Source organism: Streptomyces pinistramenti (assembly GCF_020564935.1).
In the GTDB taxonomy this organism is placed as follows: Bacteria; Actinomycetota; Actinomycetes; order Streptomycetales; family Streptomycetaceae; genus Streptomyces; species Streptomyces pinistramenti.
In genome coordinates this window covers 11,714-28,998 of record NZ_JAJCXB010000007.1, presented here as the reverse complement: position 1 = coordinate 28,998, position 17,285 = coordinate 11,714, and the positions used below count along the sequence as shown (strand labels likewise).

Annotated in this window: 15 protein-coding genes; 5 read left to right on the top strand and 10 right to left on the bottom strand. The window is 70.4% G+C overall.

All coding sequences use genetic code 11. The features are described from left to right. The first annotated feature begins 521 nt into the window (after window positions 1-521). Together LIU39_RS07205 and LIU39_RS07200 are read left to right on the top strand one after the other, a co-directional pair. Window positions 522-2,153, top strand: coding sequence for a UvrD-helicase domain-containing protein (locus tag LIU39_RS07205; RefSeq protein WP_227045728.1), 1,632 nt, complete (start codon window positions 522-524; stop codon window positions 2,151-2,153). Window positions 2,154-2,199: 46 nt separating this feature from the next. Next, window positions 2,200-2,514: a DUF6343 family protein gene (locus tag LIU39_RS07200; RefSeq protein ID WP_227045727.1), complete on the top strand. Its 315-nt coding sequence runs from the start codon at window positions 2,200-2,202 to the stop codon at window positions 2,512-2,514. Window positions 2,515-2,748: 234 nt separating this feature from the next. On the opposite strand, the gene LIU39_RS07195 is transcribed toward LIU39_RS07200, so the two are convergent. From LIU39_RS07195 to LIU39_RS07175, 5 genes are all read right to left on the bottom strand, one after another. Then, on the bottom strand, window positions 2,749-3,159 hold the full coding sequence (locus tag LIU39_RS07195; RefSeq protein ID WP_227045726.1) for a tetratricopeptide repeat protein: 411 nt from the start codon (window positions 3,157-3,159) through the stop codon (window positions 2,749-2,751). 214 nt (window positions 3,160-3,373) lie between these two features. Further along, the gene (locus LIU39_RS07190; protein ID WP_227045725.1) at window positions 3,374-4,021 is read right to left on the bottom strand and encodes a CatB-related O-acetyltransferase; all 648 of its coding nucleotides are present in this window, start codon (window positions 4,019-4,021) and stop codon (window positions 3,374-3,376) included. Window positions 4,022-4,128: 107 nt separating this feature from the next. Continuing rightward, window positions 4,129-4,527: a cupin domain-containing protein gene (locus LIU39_RS07185; protein ID WP_372463822.1), complete on the bottom strand. Its 399-nt coding sequence runs from the start codon at window positions 4,525-4,527 to the stop codon at window positions 4,129-4,131. Between the two features lie 159 nt (window positions 4,528-4,686). Further along, on the bottom strand, window positions 4,687-5,277 hold the full coding sequence (gene coaE, locus LIU39_RS07180) for a dephospho-CoA kinase (protein WP_227045724.1): 591 nt from the start codon (window positions 5,275-5,277) through the stop codon (window positions 4,687-4,689). A 99-nt stretch (window positions 5,278-5,376) separates the two neighbouring features. After that, entirely contained in the window at window positions 5,377-6,324 is a 948-nt protein-coding gene (locus LIU39_RS07175; protein ID WP_227045723.1) for a proteasome assembly chaperone family protein, read from the bottom strand. 421 nt (window positions 6,325-6,745) lie between these two features. On the opposite strand from LIU39_RS07175, the gene LIU39_RS07170 reads away from it, so the two are divergent. Continuing rightward, window positions 6,746-7,729 carry a right-handed parallel beta-helix repeat-containing protein gene (locus LIU39_RS07170; protein ID WP_227045722.1) on the top strand — a complete coding sequence of 328 codons (984 nt, stop codon included), beginning with the start codon at window positions 6,746-6,748 and terminating at the stop codon, window positions 7,727-7,729. A 95-nt stretch (window positions 7,730-7,824) separates the two neighbouring features. Here LIU39_RS07170 and rpsA read toward each other — a convergent pair whose 3' ends face one another. Then, on the bottom strand, window positions 7,825-9,342 hold the full coding sequence (gene rpsA, locus LIU39_RS07165) for a 30S ribosomal protein S1 (protein WP_227045721.1): 1,518 nt from the start codon (window positions 9,340-9,342) through the stop codon (window positions 7,825-7,827). Between the two features lie 371 nt (window positions 9,343-9,713). Here rpsA and LIU39_RS07160 point away from each other — a divergent pair, with 371 nt between their 5' ends. Both LIU39_RS07160 and hrpB read left to right on the top strand, forming a co-directional pair. After that, the gene (locus LIU39_RS07160) at window positions 9,714-10,535 is read left to right on the top strand and encodes a class I SAM-dependent methyltransferase (protein ID WP_227045720.1); all 822 of its coding nucleotides are present in this window, start codon (window positions 9,714-9,716) and stop codon (window positions 10,533-10,535) included. A gap of 57 nt (window positions 10,536-10,592) precedes the next feature. After that, on the top strand, window positions 10,593-13,193 hold the full coding sequence (gene hrpB, locus LIU39_RS07155; RefSeq protein ID WP_227045719.1) for an ATP-dependent helicase HrpB: 2,601 nt from the start codon (window positions 10,593-10,595) through the stop codon (window positions 13,191-13,193). A gap of 177 nt (window positions 13,194-13,370) precedes the next feature. Here hrpB and LIU39_RS07150 read toward each other — a convergent pair whose 3' ends face one another. The 4 genes from LIU39_RS07150 to LIU39_RS07135 all read right to left on the bottom strand — a co-directional run bounded on the left by LIU39_RS07150 (window position 13,371) and on the right by LIU39_RS07135 (window position 17,236). Beyond that, window positions 13,371-14,009 (bottom strand): hypothetical protein, encoded by a 639-nt coding sequence (locus LIU39_RS07150; protein ID WP_227045718.1) that lies wholly within the window; start codon window positions 14,007-14,009, stop codon window positions 13,371-13,373. Window positions 14,010-14,018: 9 nt separating this feature from the next. After that, a complete protein-coding gene (gene pgfA, locus LIU39_RS07145) occupies window positions 14,019-15,044 on the bottom strand; it encodes a cell envelope lipid trafficking protein PgfA (RefSeq protein ID WP_227045717.1) in 1,026 nt (341 codons plus the stop codon). 18 nt (window positions 15,045-15,062) lie between these two features. After that, the gene (locus LIU39_RS07140; protein ID WP_227045716.1) at window positions 15,063-15,197 is read right to left on the bottom strand and encodes an SPW_0924 family protein; all 135 of its coding nucleotides are present in this window, start codon (window positions 15,195-15,197) and stop codon (window positions 15,063-15,065) included. Window positions 15,198-15,355: 158 nt separating this feature from the next. After that, complete coding sequence (locus LIU39_RS07135; protein WP_227045715.1) at window positions 15,356-17,236, bottom strand: lytic transglycosylase domain-containing protein; 1,881 nt, start codon at window positions 17,234-17,236, stop codon at window positions 15,356-15,358. Between the last annotated feature and the right edge of the window lie 49 nt (window positions 17,237-17,285).

Here is a 17,285-nt window from a genome sequence, read left to right as displayed (position 1 = left end):
TGCTTTCCCCGCCTGCGGGCCCTTCCCGGCGGCCCCGACCTGCGAGTCTACGATCGCGCGCACTGCCCCTCCTCCATCGTGCTCGCCCGCCCCTTTCTCCCCCCGACGCCGAGCGACCCGTGATCACCGCCCCCAGTCGGCGACGCCGCGGCCCGGGTACGCGATCCGACGATTCCGACCGCGCCTGCACTCACGACAACCACTCCCCCTCCACAACGACAATTTCCTGCTCGCCCAGCACCTGCTCCTGCGGTAGGGGGCGCCGTTACACCGAGGGATCCGGGCTGCGTCCCCCCGCGAACCTGTGCCACCGCCTCGGAATCGATAGAAGCAGACGCCACTGACAATCCGCCCCGCACAACGTCCCCGTCCCCGCGCTCGACCGTGCACACGATCTGCAGCAACCGTCGGCGCGGAGTTATCCACAGGCCCACGAAACTCCTCGCACCCGCACCACAAAACAGTTACCGTGAGTGACGAATTAACTCTCAGCGATCACTCAATCCCTCTGAGGAGTTCTCATGTCCGCACCTGCCCCCACCCAAGTCCCCACACCCGAGCAGTCAGCCGCGGCAGAAGCGTTCCGGAGCGGGTCCGATCTAGTGATCCAGGCCGGCGCCGGAACGGGAAAGACCACCACGCTCGCGATGCTCGCGCAGGAAGCACGGAGCCAAGGCAGGCAGGGCCGCTACATCGCCTTCAACAAAGCCATCGCACGCGAGGCCGCACGGACCTTCCCCGCCAAGATCACCTGCAGCACCGCACACGCCCTCGCCTACGCCGCCATCGGCAGGCACTACCAGGCCCGGATGAACGCACCCCGGCAGGCGGGATGGAAGGCAGGAGCGGCCCTGGGCATCGACGCCGGAACATCCTTACGCCTCGGCCCACGCAAGGTCACTCACAAGGCACTCTCCTACACCGTCCTGCGGACCGTCACACGGTTCTGCCAATCCGCCGACAAGGACATCGGGCATCAGCATGTCCCATCCCTGCGCGGGGCCGAGTCCGAGCCGCTGCACCGTCGGCTGGCGGATCTCGTGCTCCCCTACGCACGCAAGGCATGGGCGGATCTGCAGCATCCGGACCACGGCGTCGTCCGGTTCGAGCACGACCACTACCTCAAGATGTGGGCGCTGCAAGATCCCGTCGTCGCCGCCGACGTTCTCCTCCTGGACGAGGCGCAGGACACCAACCCTGTGGTCGAGCAGGTATTCACCGCACAGCGCGGACACGCACAGCTGGTGCTGGTCGGCGACTCGGCACAGGCCATCTACGGCTGGCGCGGCGCCCGCGATGTCATGGCCGGATTCCCGGGCCAACAGCTCAGCCTCTCCCGCTCCTTTCGCTTCGGGCCCGCCCTGGCCACCGAAGCCAACCGCTGGCTGGCCATCGCCGATGCCCCGATCCGGCTCACGGGCGCGCCGTGGCTCGCCACGGAACTGTCAAAGGTCCCCAAGCCGCAGGCTGTCCTGTGCCGGTCGAACGCCGGAGCCATGGTGGAGGTGATATGGCAGCTGGAAGCGGGCCGCCGGGTAGCACTGGCCGGTGGCGGCGACGCTCTGCGCGCCTTGGCCCGCGCGGCACACGCCCTGGAGTCCGGCCGGCGCACGGCACACCCCGAGCTGATGCTGTTCGAATCCTGGGCCGAGCTACGCGAATACGCGGAGTGCGACCCGGCCGGACGCGACCTGCTGCCGCTGGTCGAACTCGTCGATGAGCACGGCGCCGATGCCGTCCTGCGCGCCCTGGACCGCCTCTCCCCCGAAGACATCGCCGAAGTCACAGTGTCCACGGTGCACCGGGCCAAGGGACGGGAATGGGACAGCGTACGGATCGCGGGTGACTTCACGGGCCCCGATGATCTCGATGAACGCGGCGATGACGGGGCGCCGCTCCCCGGCCCGATCGACGTGGATGAAGCCCGCCTGGCGTACGTGGCGGTGACACGTGCCCGATCGCGTCTCGACATCGGCGGCCTGTCCTGGATCAACGGGCACCCGGCCGGTGATCCTCGCCCCTCTGAACCCAGCCTCACGGCGACCGCTCACCTCCACCCAGACGAACAGCCCGTGCCGAGGGCCACGAAGAGACCGCCGCAAGCCCGTCCACTACCGACGGTCCACGACGAATCAACACAAGGAGACAGGTGACGGACACACCGATCGGGAGGACCATGGAGAAGGGAGATGGGTGCCAATGCGTACGGGAAATGAACCCCTCCACGCACGCAGCCCACTGAAGATTCGGTGTGGGCTGGCGCTGTGGGGCCTGCTGTGGGCCGCCGCCGGGACAGTTGCCTTCATCGCGGCCGGCAGACCGGAATGGGCGGCGGCATGTGCCGCGCTGGCGGCGATCACCGCTACGGATCTGACACTGGTGATCCGGCACATCCACCAGGGAGCCCACTACCAACCGGGCAAGGAGATACCGCCGTACGAGCCGGACCACGGGCGGAACGGCGCCCTCAAAAGACCGAGTTCTTCCGGTCGCGGACGCAGGGCCGGATCGTAGAACAGTGAAGCCCCACGGATGTCCGTTGCGCAGTGGGCTGTCGGTGGTGGTTGCGCTCGATGGTCCACCGAAGCGGCCGTACAGCCAGCGGAACGCCGCGGTTGCGCGAGCGCGAAGAAGAAGCAGGAGCTGACCAAGAGCCCATAGCCCATAGCGAGGTCAGGGGCTGGGGGCAGGATCAGGGCCCGCCCCTGCGGCCGTGCGGCACGCACGGCCAGGCCGGGACAGGTCAGGTCAAGGCCCGGAGATCGGTCCAGGCCGCCCGGGGCTCCCGTCCTCCTCACTCCGTGCGAAGCGTGCCGCTTCGATGAAGTCGGGGCGAGGGTCCAGAGCAGCGGCGAGGCGGAAGTGCCGCAGGGCTTCCTCGGGTCGGCCGGCACGCTCAAGGGTGCGGCCCAGGGCGAAGTGGGCGAACGCATTGTCCGGCTCACGGTCCAGCACGATCTGGAACTCCAGCTCCGCCGGGCGCAATTGGGCTCCCAGGAAGAAGGCCCGAGCGCGCAGCAGCCGTGCCGCGGTGTTCTCCGGGTGCGCGGTGATGACGGAGTCGAGCAGGCGGACCGCTCCCCGTGGGTCGCGGGCGGCCAACAGGTGCTCCGCGGCACGGAAGTCGATGACATGGGTCTCGGGGCTGCGCTCGGGCACGGCCGTCTCCTCTCCGGCGCCGTTCGGGCAGGCATCGGCCACCCGTCATCGGCGTCACTTGCCGCACAACAGGCGCGGCCGCCGGGGCATTCCCGTCCCGGCAGGTGCCCTTCCACAGTAGGCACCCAGCCGGTACGGACAGCGCCGCAAAACGGCCGGGCCGCGGGCCGGTACCTCCGGCTGAAGCCCGGTCGCGGCCGCAGGCAACGGTGGGCTATGCCTCGGCCGGGGCAACGGCCTCCAGAGCATCGATGCTGCCGGACATGACCGTCCGGATGTGGGCGGTGAGGTGTTCGGCGGGCCAGTCCCACCAGGCGAGGGAGAGCAGGCGCGCGATGTCCGCGTCACCGAAGCGATAGCGGATGATCCCGGCGGGATTGCCGCCGACGATCGCGTAGTCGGGGACATCCTCGACGACCACGGCGCCCGAAGCGATGATCGCCCCGTGGCCGATGCGGACGCCGGGCATCACCATGGCACGGTATCCGAACCAGACGTCGTTCCCCACCACGGTGTCGCCCTTGCCGGGCAGTCCGGCGATCAGGTCGAAGTGGTCGGCCCACGAGCCGCCCATGATGGGGAAGGGGAACGTCGAGGGGCCGTCCATACGGTGGTTGGCGCCGTTCATGATGAACCGCACCCCCTCGCCGAGCGCGCAGAACTTGCCGATGGCCAGCTTTTCCGGACCGTAGTGGTAAAGCACGTTGCGCGTCTCGAACGCCGTGGGATCGTCCGGGTCGTCGTAGTAGGTGTACTCCCCGACCTGGATCAGCGGCGACGTGACCAACGGCTTCAGCAGCACCACGCGCGGCTGTTCCGACATCGGGTGAACCACCGTCGGATCAGCAGGAATCGGCGGCATGACGCATCACTCTCCTCATGTGCTGTGCGTATGACGGCACTTCATGGCCCCCAGGCTCCGGCCCAGAAGCCCCAAGGCCACGAAGGGGACGTCGGCGCCCTCGGCCCTCACGAACTGATGTGGTACGCCTTGCGCAATGTCTCGTGCACGGTCCACCGGGTGCGGTCGCCCTCGCGCAGCACGCAGGCGTCGCCCGGACCCACTTGGAGCACCGAGCCGCCCTCGACCTCGATGGTGGCGCGTCCGCTGACGACCACGAACAGTTCGTTGGCCTCGGTGTCCGTGACCACGCCGGGCGTGATCTGCCAGATGCCCCGGACCTGCCGTCCGTCCGGCGACTCCCACAGCACCTTTCCGGTCACGACGGGCTCCCCGGAGACGATCTGGGCGGGGTCGAGCGGCTCCGGCTCCAGTTCGGCATCCGGGACGCCGGGAATGTTGACGACGAACGATGCGGTCGCAGCGTCAGGTCCGGCCAACCGGGCGTCAGGATCGGTAACGTTCATGGCGGTGAGGCTACCGCCCGCCACCGCGCCGTCCGCAGCCGCTCCCCGGCCGGGAGGCACTGGGCACGAGCATGCCGGCCCCGCCCACGCCTCGCATTACCCTCGTCCCCACCGCGCGCCGCCCGGTACCCACGCGGCACCGGGCAACGGCCCTTCCCTTCAGGCAGCCCGCAGGCGTTCCCAGACCGCCCGCACCTGAGGTGCGAGGTCCTCCATCCGGCCGTCGTTGTCGATCACGAGATCGGCGACGGCCAGGCGCTGTTCCCGGGATGCCTGGGCCGCCATACGGGACTTCGCTTCGTCCGCGGTCATCCCGCGCAGCCGTACCAGGCGGTCGAGTTGGGTCTCGGGAGCCGCGTCGACGACCACCACCAGATCGTAGAGCGGCGCAAGGCCGTTCTCGGTCAGCAGCGGGACGTCGTGCACCACCACCGCGTCCGGCCCGGCCGCCCCTTCGAGTTCGGCCGAGCGAGCCCCGACGAGCGGGTGCACGATCGCGTTGAGCGCCTTCAGCTTCTCGGCGTCAGCGAAGACGATTCCCCCCAGCTTGGGCCGGTCGAGGGTGCCGTCCGACGCGAGTACGCCGTCCCCGAACTCCGCAACCACCGCCGCCAGTCCGGGAGTTCCCGGTGCGACGACCTCGCGCGCGATCTTGTCGGCGTCCACGATCACCGCACCGTACGACGCCAGGAGTCGCGAGACCTCACTCTTCCCCGCACCGATTCCGCCTGTGAGCCCCACCTTCACCATGGGCCCACGCTATACGCCTGCCACGGCGGCGGGCCCAGGGGGCGACGGCCGGCTGTGCGCCGAGCCACTCCTCCATGGTGCGCTCACAGGCCGCCCGGCTCAGGCCGTGCCCCCGTCCGCCTCGCGTTCCGCCAGGAAACGCTCGAACTCCCTGCCGATCTCGTCGGCCGAGGGAAGTTCCACCGCCTCGGCCACGAGGTTGCCGCGGGTCTCGGCGCCCGCCACCGCGTCGTACTGATGCTCCAAACCGCTGACCAGCGCGACCAGTTCCTCGTCACCCTCCGATATCTGCCGCTCGATCTCCTCCTGGGTACGGAGTGCCTCCGTCCGCAGCGAGTGCGCGGCGCCGGGCAGGACCAGGCCCGTTGCGGCCGTCACCGCCTCCAGGGCCGTGAGCGCAGCGTCCGGGTACGGGGACCTGGCGATGTAGTGCGGGACGTGTGCCGCCACTCCCAGAACATCGTGTCCGGCCTCGGCGAGCCGGAACTCGATCAGGGCTTCCGCGCTGCCCGGCACCTGCGCCTCGTCGAAGAAGTTGGCGTGACCGGGCATCAGGTCCGTGCGGTTGCCGTGCGGGGTGATGCCCACGGGGCGGGTGTGCGGAACACCCATCGGGATGCCGTGGAAGTTGACCGAAAGCCGTACGCCCAGCCGTTCCACCATCTGCCGGACGGCAGCGGCGAAGCGCTCCCATTCCACGTCCGGCTCGGGGCCGGACAGCAGCAGGAAAGGCGCGCCCGTCGTGTCCTCGACGAGCCGCAGCTCGATGCTCGGCGTCTCGTACGACGTCCAGCGGTGGTTCTCGAAGGTGAGCAGCGGGCGACGGGCCCGGTAGTCGACCAGCCGGTCGTGGTCGAAACGGGCGACGACGCGGTGCGTCAAGCCGTCCAGCAGGCGCTCGACGATCTGGTCGCCGGTCTCACCTGCGTCGATGTAGCCGTCGAAGTGGTACAGCAGCACCAGCCCGGCGGAGTCCCTGGCCGCAATGGCCTCTACCGCCGCGAGCCCGCTCGGCTCCCATTCGTACAACCCCTGGGGATCCAACACAGTGACCGCTCCTCCTCGTGTCCGATGGGAAGAACGTACGGCGCGGGTGCCGCATTCCCGGACGCGTCCCGGACGAGGCGGGAACGGCACGTCGGACGGGACCACAGCGCCACCGGATTCGGCCGCGCCGTCCACCGCGCCTTCACTCGTCTCCTCCGCCCGGCCTGCGGACGCCGTCCCGCCCATCCCGCCAGGATGCCCTCACAACCACTGTCCATCCATATGAACACCGCAGGAACAACGGCTGACGCACACCCCACGGCCACACCTACCCAACGCCCCATCCTCAGCCGCCACTTCAAGGCTTCACCGAGTGCCCCACCGCACAACCCTTGACGGTCGAACGGCCATACCCCTAGTTTCTCCGGAACCCTCGCGATTCATGTTTCCGCCCGACGTTCATATACGGGAAGGCAGTTGAATGCGCACCGGACCCCTCCTCGCCACCTCGGCCGCCCTGGCGCTGGTCCTCGGCACGGCCCTCACCAGCACCGCCGGCGCGGTAGCCACCCCCACATCCGCACCCGCCCGAGTGGTCAACGTCTCCAACTCGGCCCAGCTCAAGGACGCGCTGACCGGCGCCAAGCCCGGCGACACCATCCAGCTCGCCGACGGGACGTACAACGGGAACTTCAAAACGTCGGCCGCCGGCAGCGCGGACTCCCGGATCACCCTCACCGGTTCGTCCAAGGCGGTTCTCACCGCCGGCGGCGGCTACGGCCTGCACCTGAACGGCGCCTCCTACTGGACGGTCAAGGGGATCACCGTCGCAGGCGGCCAGAAGGGGATCATGATGGATGCCGCGAACGGCGTGGTCATCGACTCGGTGACCGTCCACGACCTGGACATGGAAGGCGTGCACTTCCGCAAGTCCAGCAAGGACGGCGTCATCAAGAACTCCACGATCCGTGACACCGGCAAGGGCGGCAGCGGCATGGGCGAAGGGGTCTACGTCGGCAGCGCCGGCGGCACCGACGACAAGAGCGACCACGTCCAGATCCTCGACAACACCATCGGGCCCGGTGTCGGCGGCGAGAACGTCGACGTCAAGGAAGGCACCACGGGAACGAAGATCGTCGGCAACACCTTCGACGGCAGCGGCCTCACCGGCGCCCACTACGACGACTCATGGGTCGACGTGAAGGGCAACGACGTCCTCGTCGAGAACAACACCGGCCGGCACACCACCAACAACGGTTACGAGACCCACAGCCAGGAGCCCGGCTGGGGCTGCGGCACGACCTTCCGCGGCAACAAGTCCGATCTGAGCGGCGCCTCGGGGGAGGGCCGGTACGGATTCAACATCACCAACTACGACGCGGCCGACTGCCCGGTCACCATCGCGGGCGACAATACGGTCACCGGCGGCCGCGGCGTCGCCAACCCAGGTGTCCCCGTGGGCTGACCCGCGGGCCCGGTCGGCGCCGGACACGACGAAGGCCCGCTCCCCCTTGAGGGAACGGGCCTTCGCCTATCGGCTAGTGCCTAGCGGGGAGCTTTTCAGCTCTGGCCGCCGGCCAGCTTCTCGCGGAGCGCAGCCAGGGCCTCGTCCGACGCCAGGGCGCCGGAGTTGTCCGCCGACTCCGAGGAGTACGACCCACCGGAGACGTTGCCGCCGCCCGTGTTGCCGCCACCGGTGGCCGCCGGCGCCGCAGCGCCCTCGGCCGCGGCCTGCTCGTCGGCCTCGCGGGACTTGATGACCTGAGCCTGGTGCTGCTCGAAGCGCTGCTGCGCCTCGGCGTACTGGTTCTCCCACGCCTCGCGCTGGGACTCGTAGCCCTCGAGCCAGTCGTTGGTCTCCGGGTCGAAGCCCTCGGGGTAGATGTAGTTGCCCTGGTCGTCGTACGACGCGGCCATGCCGTACAGGGTCGGGTCGAACTCGACCACCGACGGGTCGGCACCGAAGGACTCGTTGGCCTGCTTCAGCGAGAGGCTGATGCGGCGGCGCTCGAGGTCGATGTCGATGACCTTGACGAAGATCTCGTCGTTGACCTGGACAACCTGCTCCGGGATCTCGACGTGGCGCTCGGCCAGCTCGGAGATGTGGACCAGGCCCTCGATGCCCTCGTCGACGCGCACGAACGCACCGAAGGGAACGAGCTTGGTGACCTTACCCGGGACGACCTGACCGATCTGGTGGGTCCGGGCGAACTGCTGCCACGGGTCTTCCTGCGTCGCCTTGAGCGACAGGGACACGCGCTCGCGGTCCATGTCGACGTCCAGGACCTCGACCGTGACCTCCTGGCCGACCTCGACGACCTCGGAGGGGTGGTCGATGTGCTTCCAGGACAGCTCGGAGACGTGCACGAGGCCGTCCACGCCACCCAGGTCCACGAAGGCACCGAAGTTGACGATGGAGGAGACGACGCCGGAGCGCACCTGACCCTTCTGGAGGGTGGTGAGGAAGGTCTGACGGACCTCGCTCTGGGTCTGCTCCAGCCAGGCACGGCGGGACAGGACCACGTTGTTGCGGTTCTTGTCCAGCTCGATGATCTTGGCCTCGAGCTCCTTGCCCACGTAGGGCTGAAGGTCGCGGACACGACGCATCTCGACCAGGGAGGCCGGCAGGAAGCCACGGAGGCCGATGTCGAGGATGAGACCACCCTTGACGACCTCGATGACGGTACCGGTGACGATCCCGTCCTCTTCCTTGATCTTCTCGATCGTGCCCCAGGCACGCTCGTACTGAGCGCGCTTCTTGGACAGGATGAGGCGGCCTTCCTTGTCCTCCTTCTGGAGAACCAGGGCCTCGATCTCGTCACCGACGGCGACGACCTCGTTGGGGTCGACGTCGTGCTTGATCGAAAGCTCGCGGCTGGGGATGACGCCTTCGGTCTTGTAACCGATGTCGAGCAGGACCTCGTCCCGGTCGACCTTCACGATGACGCCGTCGACGATGTCGCCGTCGTTGAAGTACTTGATCGTCTCGTCGATCGCGGCGAGGAAGGCTTCCTCGTTACCGATGTCGTTGACCGCAACCTGCGGGGTGGTGGCGGTGGTCTCGGTGCTGCTCGTCATGTGGGAAAGGGCTCCGGTGCGGACATTGAAGTCGTAGGTACTGCTACGCCGAGAGCCGTTATCGCCTCTGCACAAGCCGGACAGCGTCAAAGGCGCATCCTCCGAAGCCCCGCAAAAAACCGGAGCAACTGAAGCGCCTCGAAAACCGAGGGGACATATATACAGATGCGAGCGCGGCCTGCTCCGTCTGAGGCGCACAAGCCCGCAGCGCAACTTGTAGCATACGGGGGCAGCCGGACACGGTCAATGCGCGAAGGCGCACACCCAGGGCGGAACGCCCTATAACCGGCACGCGTGATGTTCCGCGAGGCTTTTGCGGCCTCACAGTCCCAACAGCTACAAGCTCAGCGAAGACTACGACGACGGGCGCGATGAACCAAGAGTACGAGCCGGAGGCGACCCGACGTGACGCCTCGGCAACGGAAAGCAGCCGGGCCAATCGCGGCTGGTGGGACCGCAACGCCGACGAGTACCAGAGCGAGCACGGTGCGTTCCTCGGGGACGACCGTTTCGTCTGGGGGCCCGAGGGGCTGGACGAGGAACGGGCCGCGCTGCTCGGGCCCGCCGGTGAGCTGACGGGGCTGCGGGTTCTGGAGATCGGGGCCGGAGCCGCGCAGTGTGCCCGCTGGCTGGCCGCCCAGGGCGCACACCCGGTCGCCCTCGACCTCTCGCACCGGCAGTTGCAGCATGCGCTGCGGATCGCCGAGGGCTCGGGCGGGCCTGCGGTTGCGCTGGTGGAGGCGGACGCCGGGGCCCTGCCGTTCCGCGACGGGGCGTTCGACATGGCCTGCTCCGCATATGGCGCGATTCCGTTCGTCGCCGATCCGGTGCGGGTGCTGCGCGAGGTGCGCAGGGTGCTGCGGCCCGGCGGCCGGTTCGTCTTCTCGGTCACCCACCCCATCCGCTGGGCGTTCCCCGACGAACCGGGCCCCGAGGGGCTGTCCGTCGCCGCCTCCTACTTCGACCGCACGCCCTACGTCGAACAGGACGAGACCGGCCGTGCGGTGTACGTCGAGCACCACCGGACGCTGGGCGACCGGGTGCGGGACGTGGCGGCTGCCGGATTCCGGCTGGTGGACCTGGTCGAACCGGAATGGCCGGATGAGAACACCCAGGAATGGGGCGGCTGGTCGCCGCTGCGCGGGCATCTGATTCCGGGCACAGCGATCTTCGTGTGCGTGGCGGACGGCTGAGGGTACTGGGGGCGGCGTGCCCGTAGGTGAGGTCCGGCGGGGCGGCAGACTGGGACCGTGATCCGCCACGACGCTCTCGCTCAGCTGCCCGCCCGTACCGCCCTGCCCGCGCTGCGCGCCGCCCTCGACGGTCCTGGCAGCGCGGTGCTGTGCGCGCCGCCCGGTACCGGCAAGACGACGCTGGTCCCGCTGGAGCTGGCAGGGTTGACGGGTGCCGGGCCGCGGCGCCGGGTGCTGGTCGCCGAGCCGCGGCGGATCGCCGCGCGGGCGGCCGCGCGGCGGATGGCCTGGCTGCTGGGCGAGCGGGCCGGTGAGCAGGTCGGCTTCACGGTGCGCGGGGAGCGGCGGGCCGGGCCGCGGACCGTCGTGGAAGTGGTGACCACCGGGGTGCTGCTGCAGCGGCTGCAGCGCGACCCCGAGCTGGCCGACGTCGACGTGGTGATGCTCGACGAATGCCACGAACGGCACCTCGACGCCGACACCTCCGCGGCGTTTCTCCTGGACGTACGCGAGACGCTGCGTCCGGAGCTGCGTCTGGTGGCGGCTTCGGCGACGACGGATGCGGAGGGGTGGGCAGCGCTGCTGGGCGGTGCGGACGGGCCGGCTCCGGTGGTGGACGCGGCGGGTGTGTCGCACGCGGGGGATGTGGTGTGGGCTCCCCCGGAGCGGCCGGTGCGGCCGGCGCACGGGATGCGGGTGGATCCCGTGCTGCTGTCGCATGTGGCGGCCGTGGTGCGGCGGGCGTTGCGTGAGCAGGTGGGTGACGTGCTGTGTTTCCTGCCCGGTGCCGGAGAGATCGCACGGGTGGCCGGGCAGCTGGCGGGTGTGGACGCGGATGTCCTCCAGGTGCACGGGCGGGCGCCGGCCGAGGTGCAGGACGCGGTGCTGGCGGGCGGCGACGGTGTGCGGCGGGTGGTGCTGGCGACGTCCGTTGCCGAGTCGAGCCTGACGGTCCCCGGGGTCCGGGTCGTGGTCGACAGCGGGCTGGCACGGGTGCCGCGGACGGATCATGCGCGCGGGCTCAGTGCGCTGGCGACGGTGCGCGCCTCGCGGGCGGCGGCACGGCAGCGGGCCGGGCGGGCCGGGCGTGAGGCGCCAGGAGTGGTGTACCGCTGCTGGTCGGAGGGGGAGGACGGGCGGCTGCCACGGTTCCCCGATCCGGAGATCAAGGTGGCGGACCTGACGGCGTTCGCCCTTCAGGCGGCTTGTTGGGGCGATCCGTCGGCCGCCGGTCTTGCGCTGCTGGATCCGCCGCCGGCCGGCGCGCTGGCGGCGGCGCGGGACGTGCTGCGCGCGATCGGTGCGGTGGATGCGGAGGGCAGGGCGACGGCTCGGGGGCTGCGGCTGAGCCGACTGGGGGTGCACCCGCGGCTGGCCCGCGCGTTGTGGGACGGCGCGAGGGAGGTCGGTGTGCGGCGGGCGGCCGAGGTCGTGGCGCTGCTGAGCGAGGAACCGCCGCGTGCGTACGGGGACGATCTGGTGGCGGCTTGGCGTACGGCGCGACGGGGCGGCGATGCGTATGCGGGGCGGTGGCGGCAGGAAGCCAGGCGGTTGGCCGCGGCGGTGGGAGCGGCCGGGGCGGAGGGCGCGGCCGAGTATGACGAGGCGGGTGGGGCTGGGAGTGCCGGCGCCCGGGATGACGATGGGGTCGCCGGACTGGTGGCTGCGCTGGCGTTTCCCGAGCGGGTGGCGCGGGCGCGTGGTGCGGGCAGCTATCTGATGGCGTCCGGCACCCGGGCGGAGACGGGCTCGGCGGGGCCGGGGCACGGTTCGGCGGCGCGGGGCGGTGAGGGGTCGCGGCTGCGGGACGCGCGGTGGCTGGCCATCGCGGTCGCGGACCGGCCGGTCGCCGCCGCGTCCGCGCGGGTGCGGCTCGCCGCGGTGATCGACGAGGCGACGGCGTGTGCGGCGGCGGGGGCACTGTATTCCCGCGGCGAGGAGGTCCACTGGGCCGGTGGGAACGTCGTGGCCAGGGCGGTGACGCGGCTGGGGGCGATCGAGCTGGCGGAGCGCCCGTTGGCGAAGCCCGATCCGGAGCTGCTGCGGGACGCGGTGGTGGCCGGTCTGCGGCAGGGGGGGCTCGGGCTGCTGCGCTGGTCGGCGGGTGCGGTCGCGACCCGGCAGCGGATGGCGTTCCTGCACCGGGAGTTGGGAGCGCCGTGGCCGGATGTGTCGGACGAGGCGCTGCTGGAACGGGCCGGGGAATGGCTCGGTGTGGAGCTGGGGCGGGCGCGTCGGCGGGCCGATCTGGAGCGGGTCGATGCGGGGGCGGCGCTGGCGCGGTTGCTGCCGTGGGCGACCGGGGACGCGGTCCGCTTCGACGAGCTGGCGCCGGAGCGGATCGAGGTACCGAGCGGTTCGCGGGTACGGGTGGATTACGCCGGTGAACAGCCGGTGCTGGCCGTCAAGTTGCAGGAGCTGTTCGGGCAGCTGGAGTCGCCGCGGGTGGCCGGCGGGCGGGTGCCCGTCCTGGTCCATCTGCTCTCCCCCGCCGGGCGCCCGGCGGCCGTGACCGCGGACCTGGCGTCCTTCTGGCGGGACGGATACCGGGCCGTCCGCGCGGAGTTGCGCGGACGCTATCCCAAGCACCCCTGGCCCGAGGATCCGTCGTCGGCCGCACCGACACGGCATACGACGGCACGGCTGAAGCGGTCCTGATTCCGGGCGGACTCCGGTACCGGGACGGGTCGATGTGCCGGGCGGGTCGCGAAGTCGTCCAGTTTTCCGTTCGGCCGGGTTGGCGGTCCGAGCGCGCCCCCGCGCGGGAAGATGCGTGACCGCTCTCCCGTGTCCGGCGTCCTCACGCCCCGATGGCCGTTGTCGGACGGTTCGTTGTCAGGCGGCCGCCCCTTCCCTCAGGAGCTTGGATGCGTACCAGTCGGGCAGCGCGTCGGGGCCCGGTAGTGCGTCGTCGCGGTCGGCGGGGGCGACGACTAGGACGTTGCGGATGAAGCAGCAGTAGCAGATCGGGTCGGTGTCCTGGGCGAGGAACAAGACGCGGTCGCCGCCGCGCCAGAGGGCGTAGCGCCGGGGCGGGACGGTGGGAGGGTCCGCCGGGCCGGGGCTGCCGGCGACTGCGGAGGGGTGTCCGAAGCGGGCGGTGAGGAGGGCGGCGGCGTCCTGCCAGTCGGCGTCCAACCGGCCGCGCCCTTGGTCGGGATGGAGGGTCCAGCCGCGGACGCAGCCCCAGACCGCGGCCAGGTGGTCGGCGTCGGGCACGCCGTCGTACTCGGGGTCGTAGACGCAGAACGTGGCCCAGGCGGTCTGGCCGTTCGGTTCTGGTCCGCCGTCGTAGTGGCCGGACGAGACGACCTGTCCTGCGGCAGTTTCGTAGGAGTCGTCGAATTCGGAGTAGCGCCAGCCGTGGGCGGTCAGGAAATTGTCGAAGGTTTCGTCGTCCTCGCAGGTCAGATGGGTCAACTCCAGCAAGTGGTCCACCAGTTCGCCGGTGACAGGGCAGTTCGCTAGCGTCATGCGTTCACGTTACGGGCTGCCACTGACAATCTCCCGCGTGCCCGGCCCCGATTCGGGTGCGGATGCCGCGTCGTGGGCTTCGCCGTCGCCCCTGGGCCGCCGGCTGCGGGCTTCGAGGCGCAGGCTGAAGGCGAGCAGTACGGCGCCCAGGACGAGGAACCCCCACGGCAGGTAACTGGTGAGCAGCAGCACCAGCGTCCGCTGGGACTTGACCAGGGCCACGGTGGATTCGACGTAGTCGGGGCGCATCTTGACGTCGCCGGCGAACGCGGTGACCTTGCCGCCGCCCGGCAGCAGTTGCCCGCCCCGCAGCTCTTCCTTGTGGACCTCCTCGCCGTTGACGGGCGCCCCGGTGACCGGGTCGACCCAGAACATCCGCTTGGTGGTGTACCAGCGGGTGGTGCCCATCTTCTCGACGGATTCCGGCGTGATGCCCTTGACCGGCATCTTCTTGGGCAGCGGCACCTTGGTCCAGGGAATGGTCTGCTCGAAGTAGTAGACCTCCAGGCCGTGGAAGGTGCGGGTGCCCCGGTAGTGGATGGGGGCGGAGGTGCGGGTCTGTGCGTCGAAGTAGGCGTAGTCGCGCTTCTCGGTGAGGAACGGCCACTTGTACTCGATGCCGTCGCGGCGGACCTGGTCGCCGTCGACCATCTCTCCGGTGGCGTGCACCGGCTCCTGGGAGTGCGCGTCGAAGATGTAGCGCTCGGGGATCTGGGAGACCATCTTGCCTTCGGGGTCGGCGACATGGGTCAGCGTGTCCCACACGACGACGTCACGGCCCGCGGTCTTCTCGATCCGGTCGGACGCGGCGACGTTCCCCTTCAGGGTCTCCACGATGCTGACCTTGGGGACCTTCTTGGCCTTCATCGTGCCGTAGTCGATGAGGGTGGCGGGCTTCGCCTCCAGGACCATCGTCTGGTACTGGCTGGGCGGGATCTTGGCGAGCCGGGGGAACGCGTACCACCGCATCAGCGGGGACAGGGCGGTGAAGAAGACGGCGAAGGCGAGCAGGACCAGGCTGGCTTTGCGGCGCATGGTGGCGGCGTCCCTCCCTCAGGGGTGCGCGGGGACGGTGGTCAGCAGCGGCTTGGGCGAGGTCTCGCCGCCGGGCGTGCCGATCGCCGTGAGGACGAGGACGAGGGCGAGGGCCGCGGCCAGTCCGACGGCTGCTGCTGCCAGGGCGCGCATGGTCGGCCTCCCGTGGAACTGATACGGCGTCAGGGCGGGGGCACCGTAGCAACGGGGGGATGAGATGAGAACACGTTGCACCGCCGTCCTGCCCGGAGGCGGGCGGGACGGCGGTGGATGTGCTGGATGCGGCGCGTGGGGCGCGCCCGTGGTGGCGGCTACGCGCCGGCGGGGGCGGTGACCTTCAGCTCGACGGTCAGGGTCGCGCCGTCGGCCGTGGTCAGCCGCAGCAGGAACGTCCCGGTGTGCGAGTCGGTGTGGATGGCCGGGAGTTTCAGCAGGCCGTCGGCGTCCGTCCGCAGGGTGGTGAGGGTGCGGACCGGCTTGTCCGCGGCGTCGCCGGTGGCCTGCGGGTCCTTGAAATAGGGCCCGGCCTCGTTCTCGACGGGCTTCTTAGGATCATCGGTGATCATGGTCGCGGTGACCGCCGCACCCGCCGCGATCTTGCCGCGGTAGGTCGCCTTGACCTCGATGGTGTCCGCCGCGTACGTCCCGCCCGCCGCCGTCGTCAGCTCCTTGTCGGAGGTACGGGCCAGCGCGTCGGCCTTCGGGGCGGGCCTGGCCTTGACGGTGGCACCGAAGTCGACGGGCGCAACGCTGCGGCCGACGGCGGCCGCACGGACGGTGAAGCCGCCCGCCTTCTTGCCCGCGCGCAGGGCCGGCGCGGTGGCCAGGCCGTCCTTGCCGGTGGTGACGGTGACGGCGGTCGCATCGTCCGGGAAGCGGGTGTCCGTGGGGCCGGAGAGGGTGAAGCGTACGGGGGCGCCCGTTACCGGCTTGCCTGCCGCGTCCTTGGCTCGTACCTGCGGCGGGGCGCTGAACTCGTCACCCGCGGTCGCCGTCAGTTCCTTGCCGCCGACCCGTTCGAGGGCGGTGAGCGGTGCCGGGTCGGCGGGGTGGGTCGGGGTGGGGGTGCCACCGGTGGAACCCTCGGTGCCGCCGGTTCCACCGGTGCCTGACGAGCCGTCGTTGCCGGGAGTCCCGCCCGTACCGCCGGTACTGCCCGTCCCACCTGTCCCTCCCGTACCGGTGGAACCGGAAGTGGTGGAGTTCTCCGGCTTGTTCTTGTCGCCGTGTTCCGTGCCCGGCTTGCTCGCGGCCGGTTTACGGGTGCCGGCCAGGGTGTCGCCGGGGTGTGCGCCGGTGACCTTGCCGTCCCGGGCGCCCTGACCGGAGTCGCCGCTTCCGGTGGACGTTCCGCCACGTCGTACGGGGAGCAGGCCCTTGCCGTCCGGGACTTCGTGCGTGCCCTTGCGGTAGAACGTGTACCAGGACAGCACGGTCCGCAGGTAGTCCTCGGAGTTGTTGTAGCCGAGGATCGCGCGATCCAGGTCGCGGGGCACCGCCAGGTCGCGGCCGCCGTTGCAGAGGTAGTGGCCGGCGGCGAGCGCGGCGTCGAAGATGTTGTTCGGGTCCTTCTTGCCGTCACCGTTGCCGTCCGCACCCCAACCCGTCCCGTCGGGGCCGCCGTTGGACCAGGTGGAGGGGATGAACTGCATCGGGCCCACGGCACGGTCATGGGTGAGATCGCCGTCGTAGCGGCCGTGGTCGGTGTCGGTGATCAGGGCGAAGCCGTCGCCGTTGAGCTGCGGTCCGAGTATCGGCTTGAGGGTGGTGCCGTCGGCATCGACCGCGCCGCCGCGTGCCTGGCCTGATTCCACCTTGCCGATCGCCGCGAGCAGCTGCCAGGGCAGCCGGCATCCGGGGTCGGACGCGCCGATGCCGGCTTCGGCCTTCTTGTAGGCGGCCAGAACCGTCGCGGGAATGCCCGCCTCGGCGGGCCCGGTGACGACCTCGCCGCCGCCCGGTTTGCCGGAATCTCCGGGCGGCGTGGGGCTGTTGCGGGGCGGCAGATCGGTGTAGAACGACGATCCGCCGTCGATGGAGGCGTCGGCCGGCGGGCCCGGCTCCGGCTCCTTGGCCGCCGCGGTCCCCGCCACGCCCGGTGCCTGTGAGGCGGTCAGGGCGGCCAGCACCAGGCCCGTCACCGCCGCCGAAGCCGCTCCCCTGCGAAGTCGCCGCCCGAATATGGCTGCCATGTGTGACATCCCCTCCACGTGGACCGCGTGGACACCGCGGTATCGCACT

Excerpts from the sequence above, each read along its gene's own strand:
- LIU39_RS07135 (WP_227045715.1), bottom strand. The coding sequence starts at position 17,236 with ATGGCAGCCATATTCGGGCGGCGACTTCGCAGGGGAGCGGCTTCGGCG.
- LIU39_RS07150 (WP_227045718.1), bottom strand. The coding sequence starts at position 14,009 with ATGACGCTAGCGAACTGCCCTGTCACCGGCGAACTGGTGGACCACTTG.
- coaE (WP_227045724.1), bottom strand. The coding sequence starts at position 5,277 with ATGGTGAAGGTGGGGCTCACAGGCGGAATCGGTGCGGGGAAGAGTGAG.
- LIU39_RS07185 (WP_372463822.1), bottom strand. The coding sequence starts at position 4,527 with ATGAACGTTACCGATCCTGACGCCCGGTTGGCCGGACCTGACGCTGCG.
- rpsA (WP_227045721.1), bottom strand. The coding sequence starts at position 9,342 with ATGACGAGCAGCACCGAGACCACCGCCACCACCCCGCAGGTTGCGGTC.
- LIU39_RS07140 (WP_227045716.1), bottom strand. The coding sequence starts at position 15,197 with ATGCGCGCCCTGGCAGCAGCAGCCGTCGGACTGGCCGCGGCCCTCGCC.
- LIU39_RS07200 (WP_227045727.1), top strand. The coding sequence starts at position 2,200 with ATGCGTACGGGAAATGAACCCCTCCACGCACGCAGCCCACTGAAGATT.
- LIU39_RS07160 (WP_227045720.1), top strand. The coding sequence starts at position 9,714 with ATGAACCAAGAGTACGAGCCGGAGGCGACCCGACGTGACGCCTCGGCA.
- pgfA (WP_227045717.1), bottom strand. The coding sequence starts at position 15,044 with ATGCGCCGCAAAGCCAGCCTGGTCCTGCTCGCCTTCGCCGTCTTCTTC.
- LIU39_RS07190 (WP_227045725.1), bottom strand. The coding sequence starts at position 4,021 with ATGCCGCCGATTCCTGCTGATCCGACGGTGGTTCACCCGATGTCGGAA.
- LIU39_RS07205 (WP_227045728.1), top strand. The coding sequence starts at position 522 with ATGTCCGCACCTGCCCCCACCCAAGTCCCCACACCCGAGCAGTCAGCC.
- LIU39_RS07170 (WP_227045722.1), top strand. The coding sequence starts at position 6,746 with ATGCGCACCGGACCCCTCCTCGCCACCTCGGCCGCCCTGGCGCTGGTC.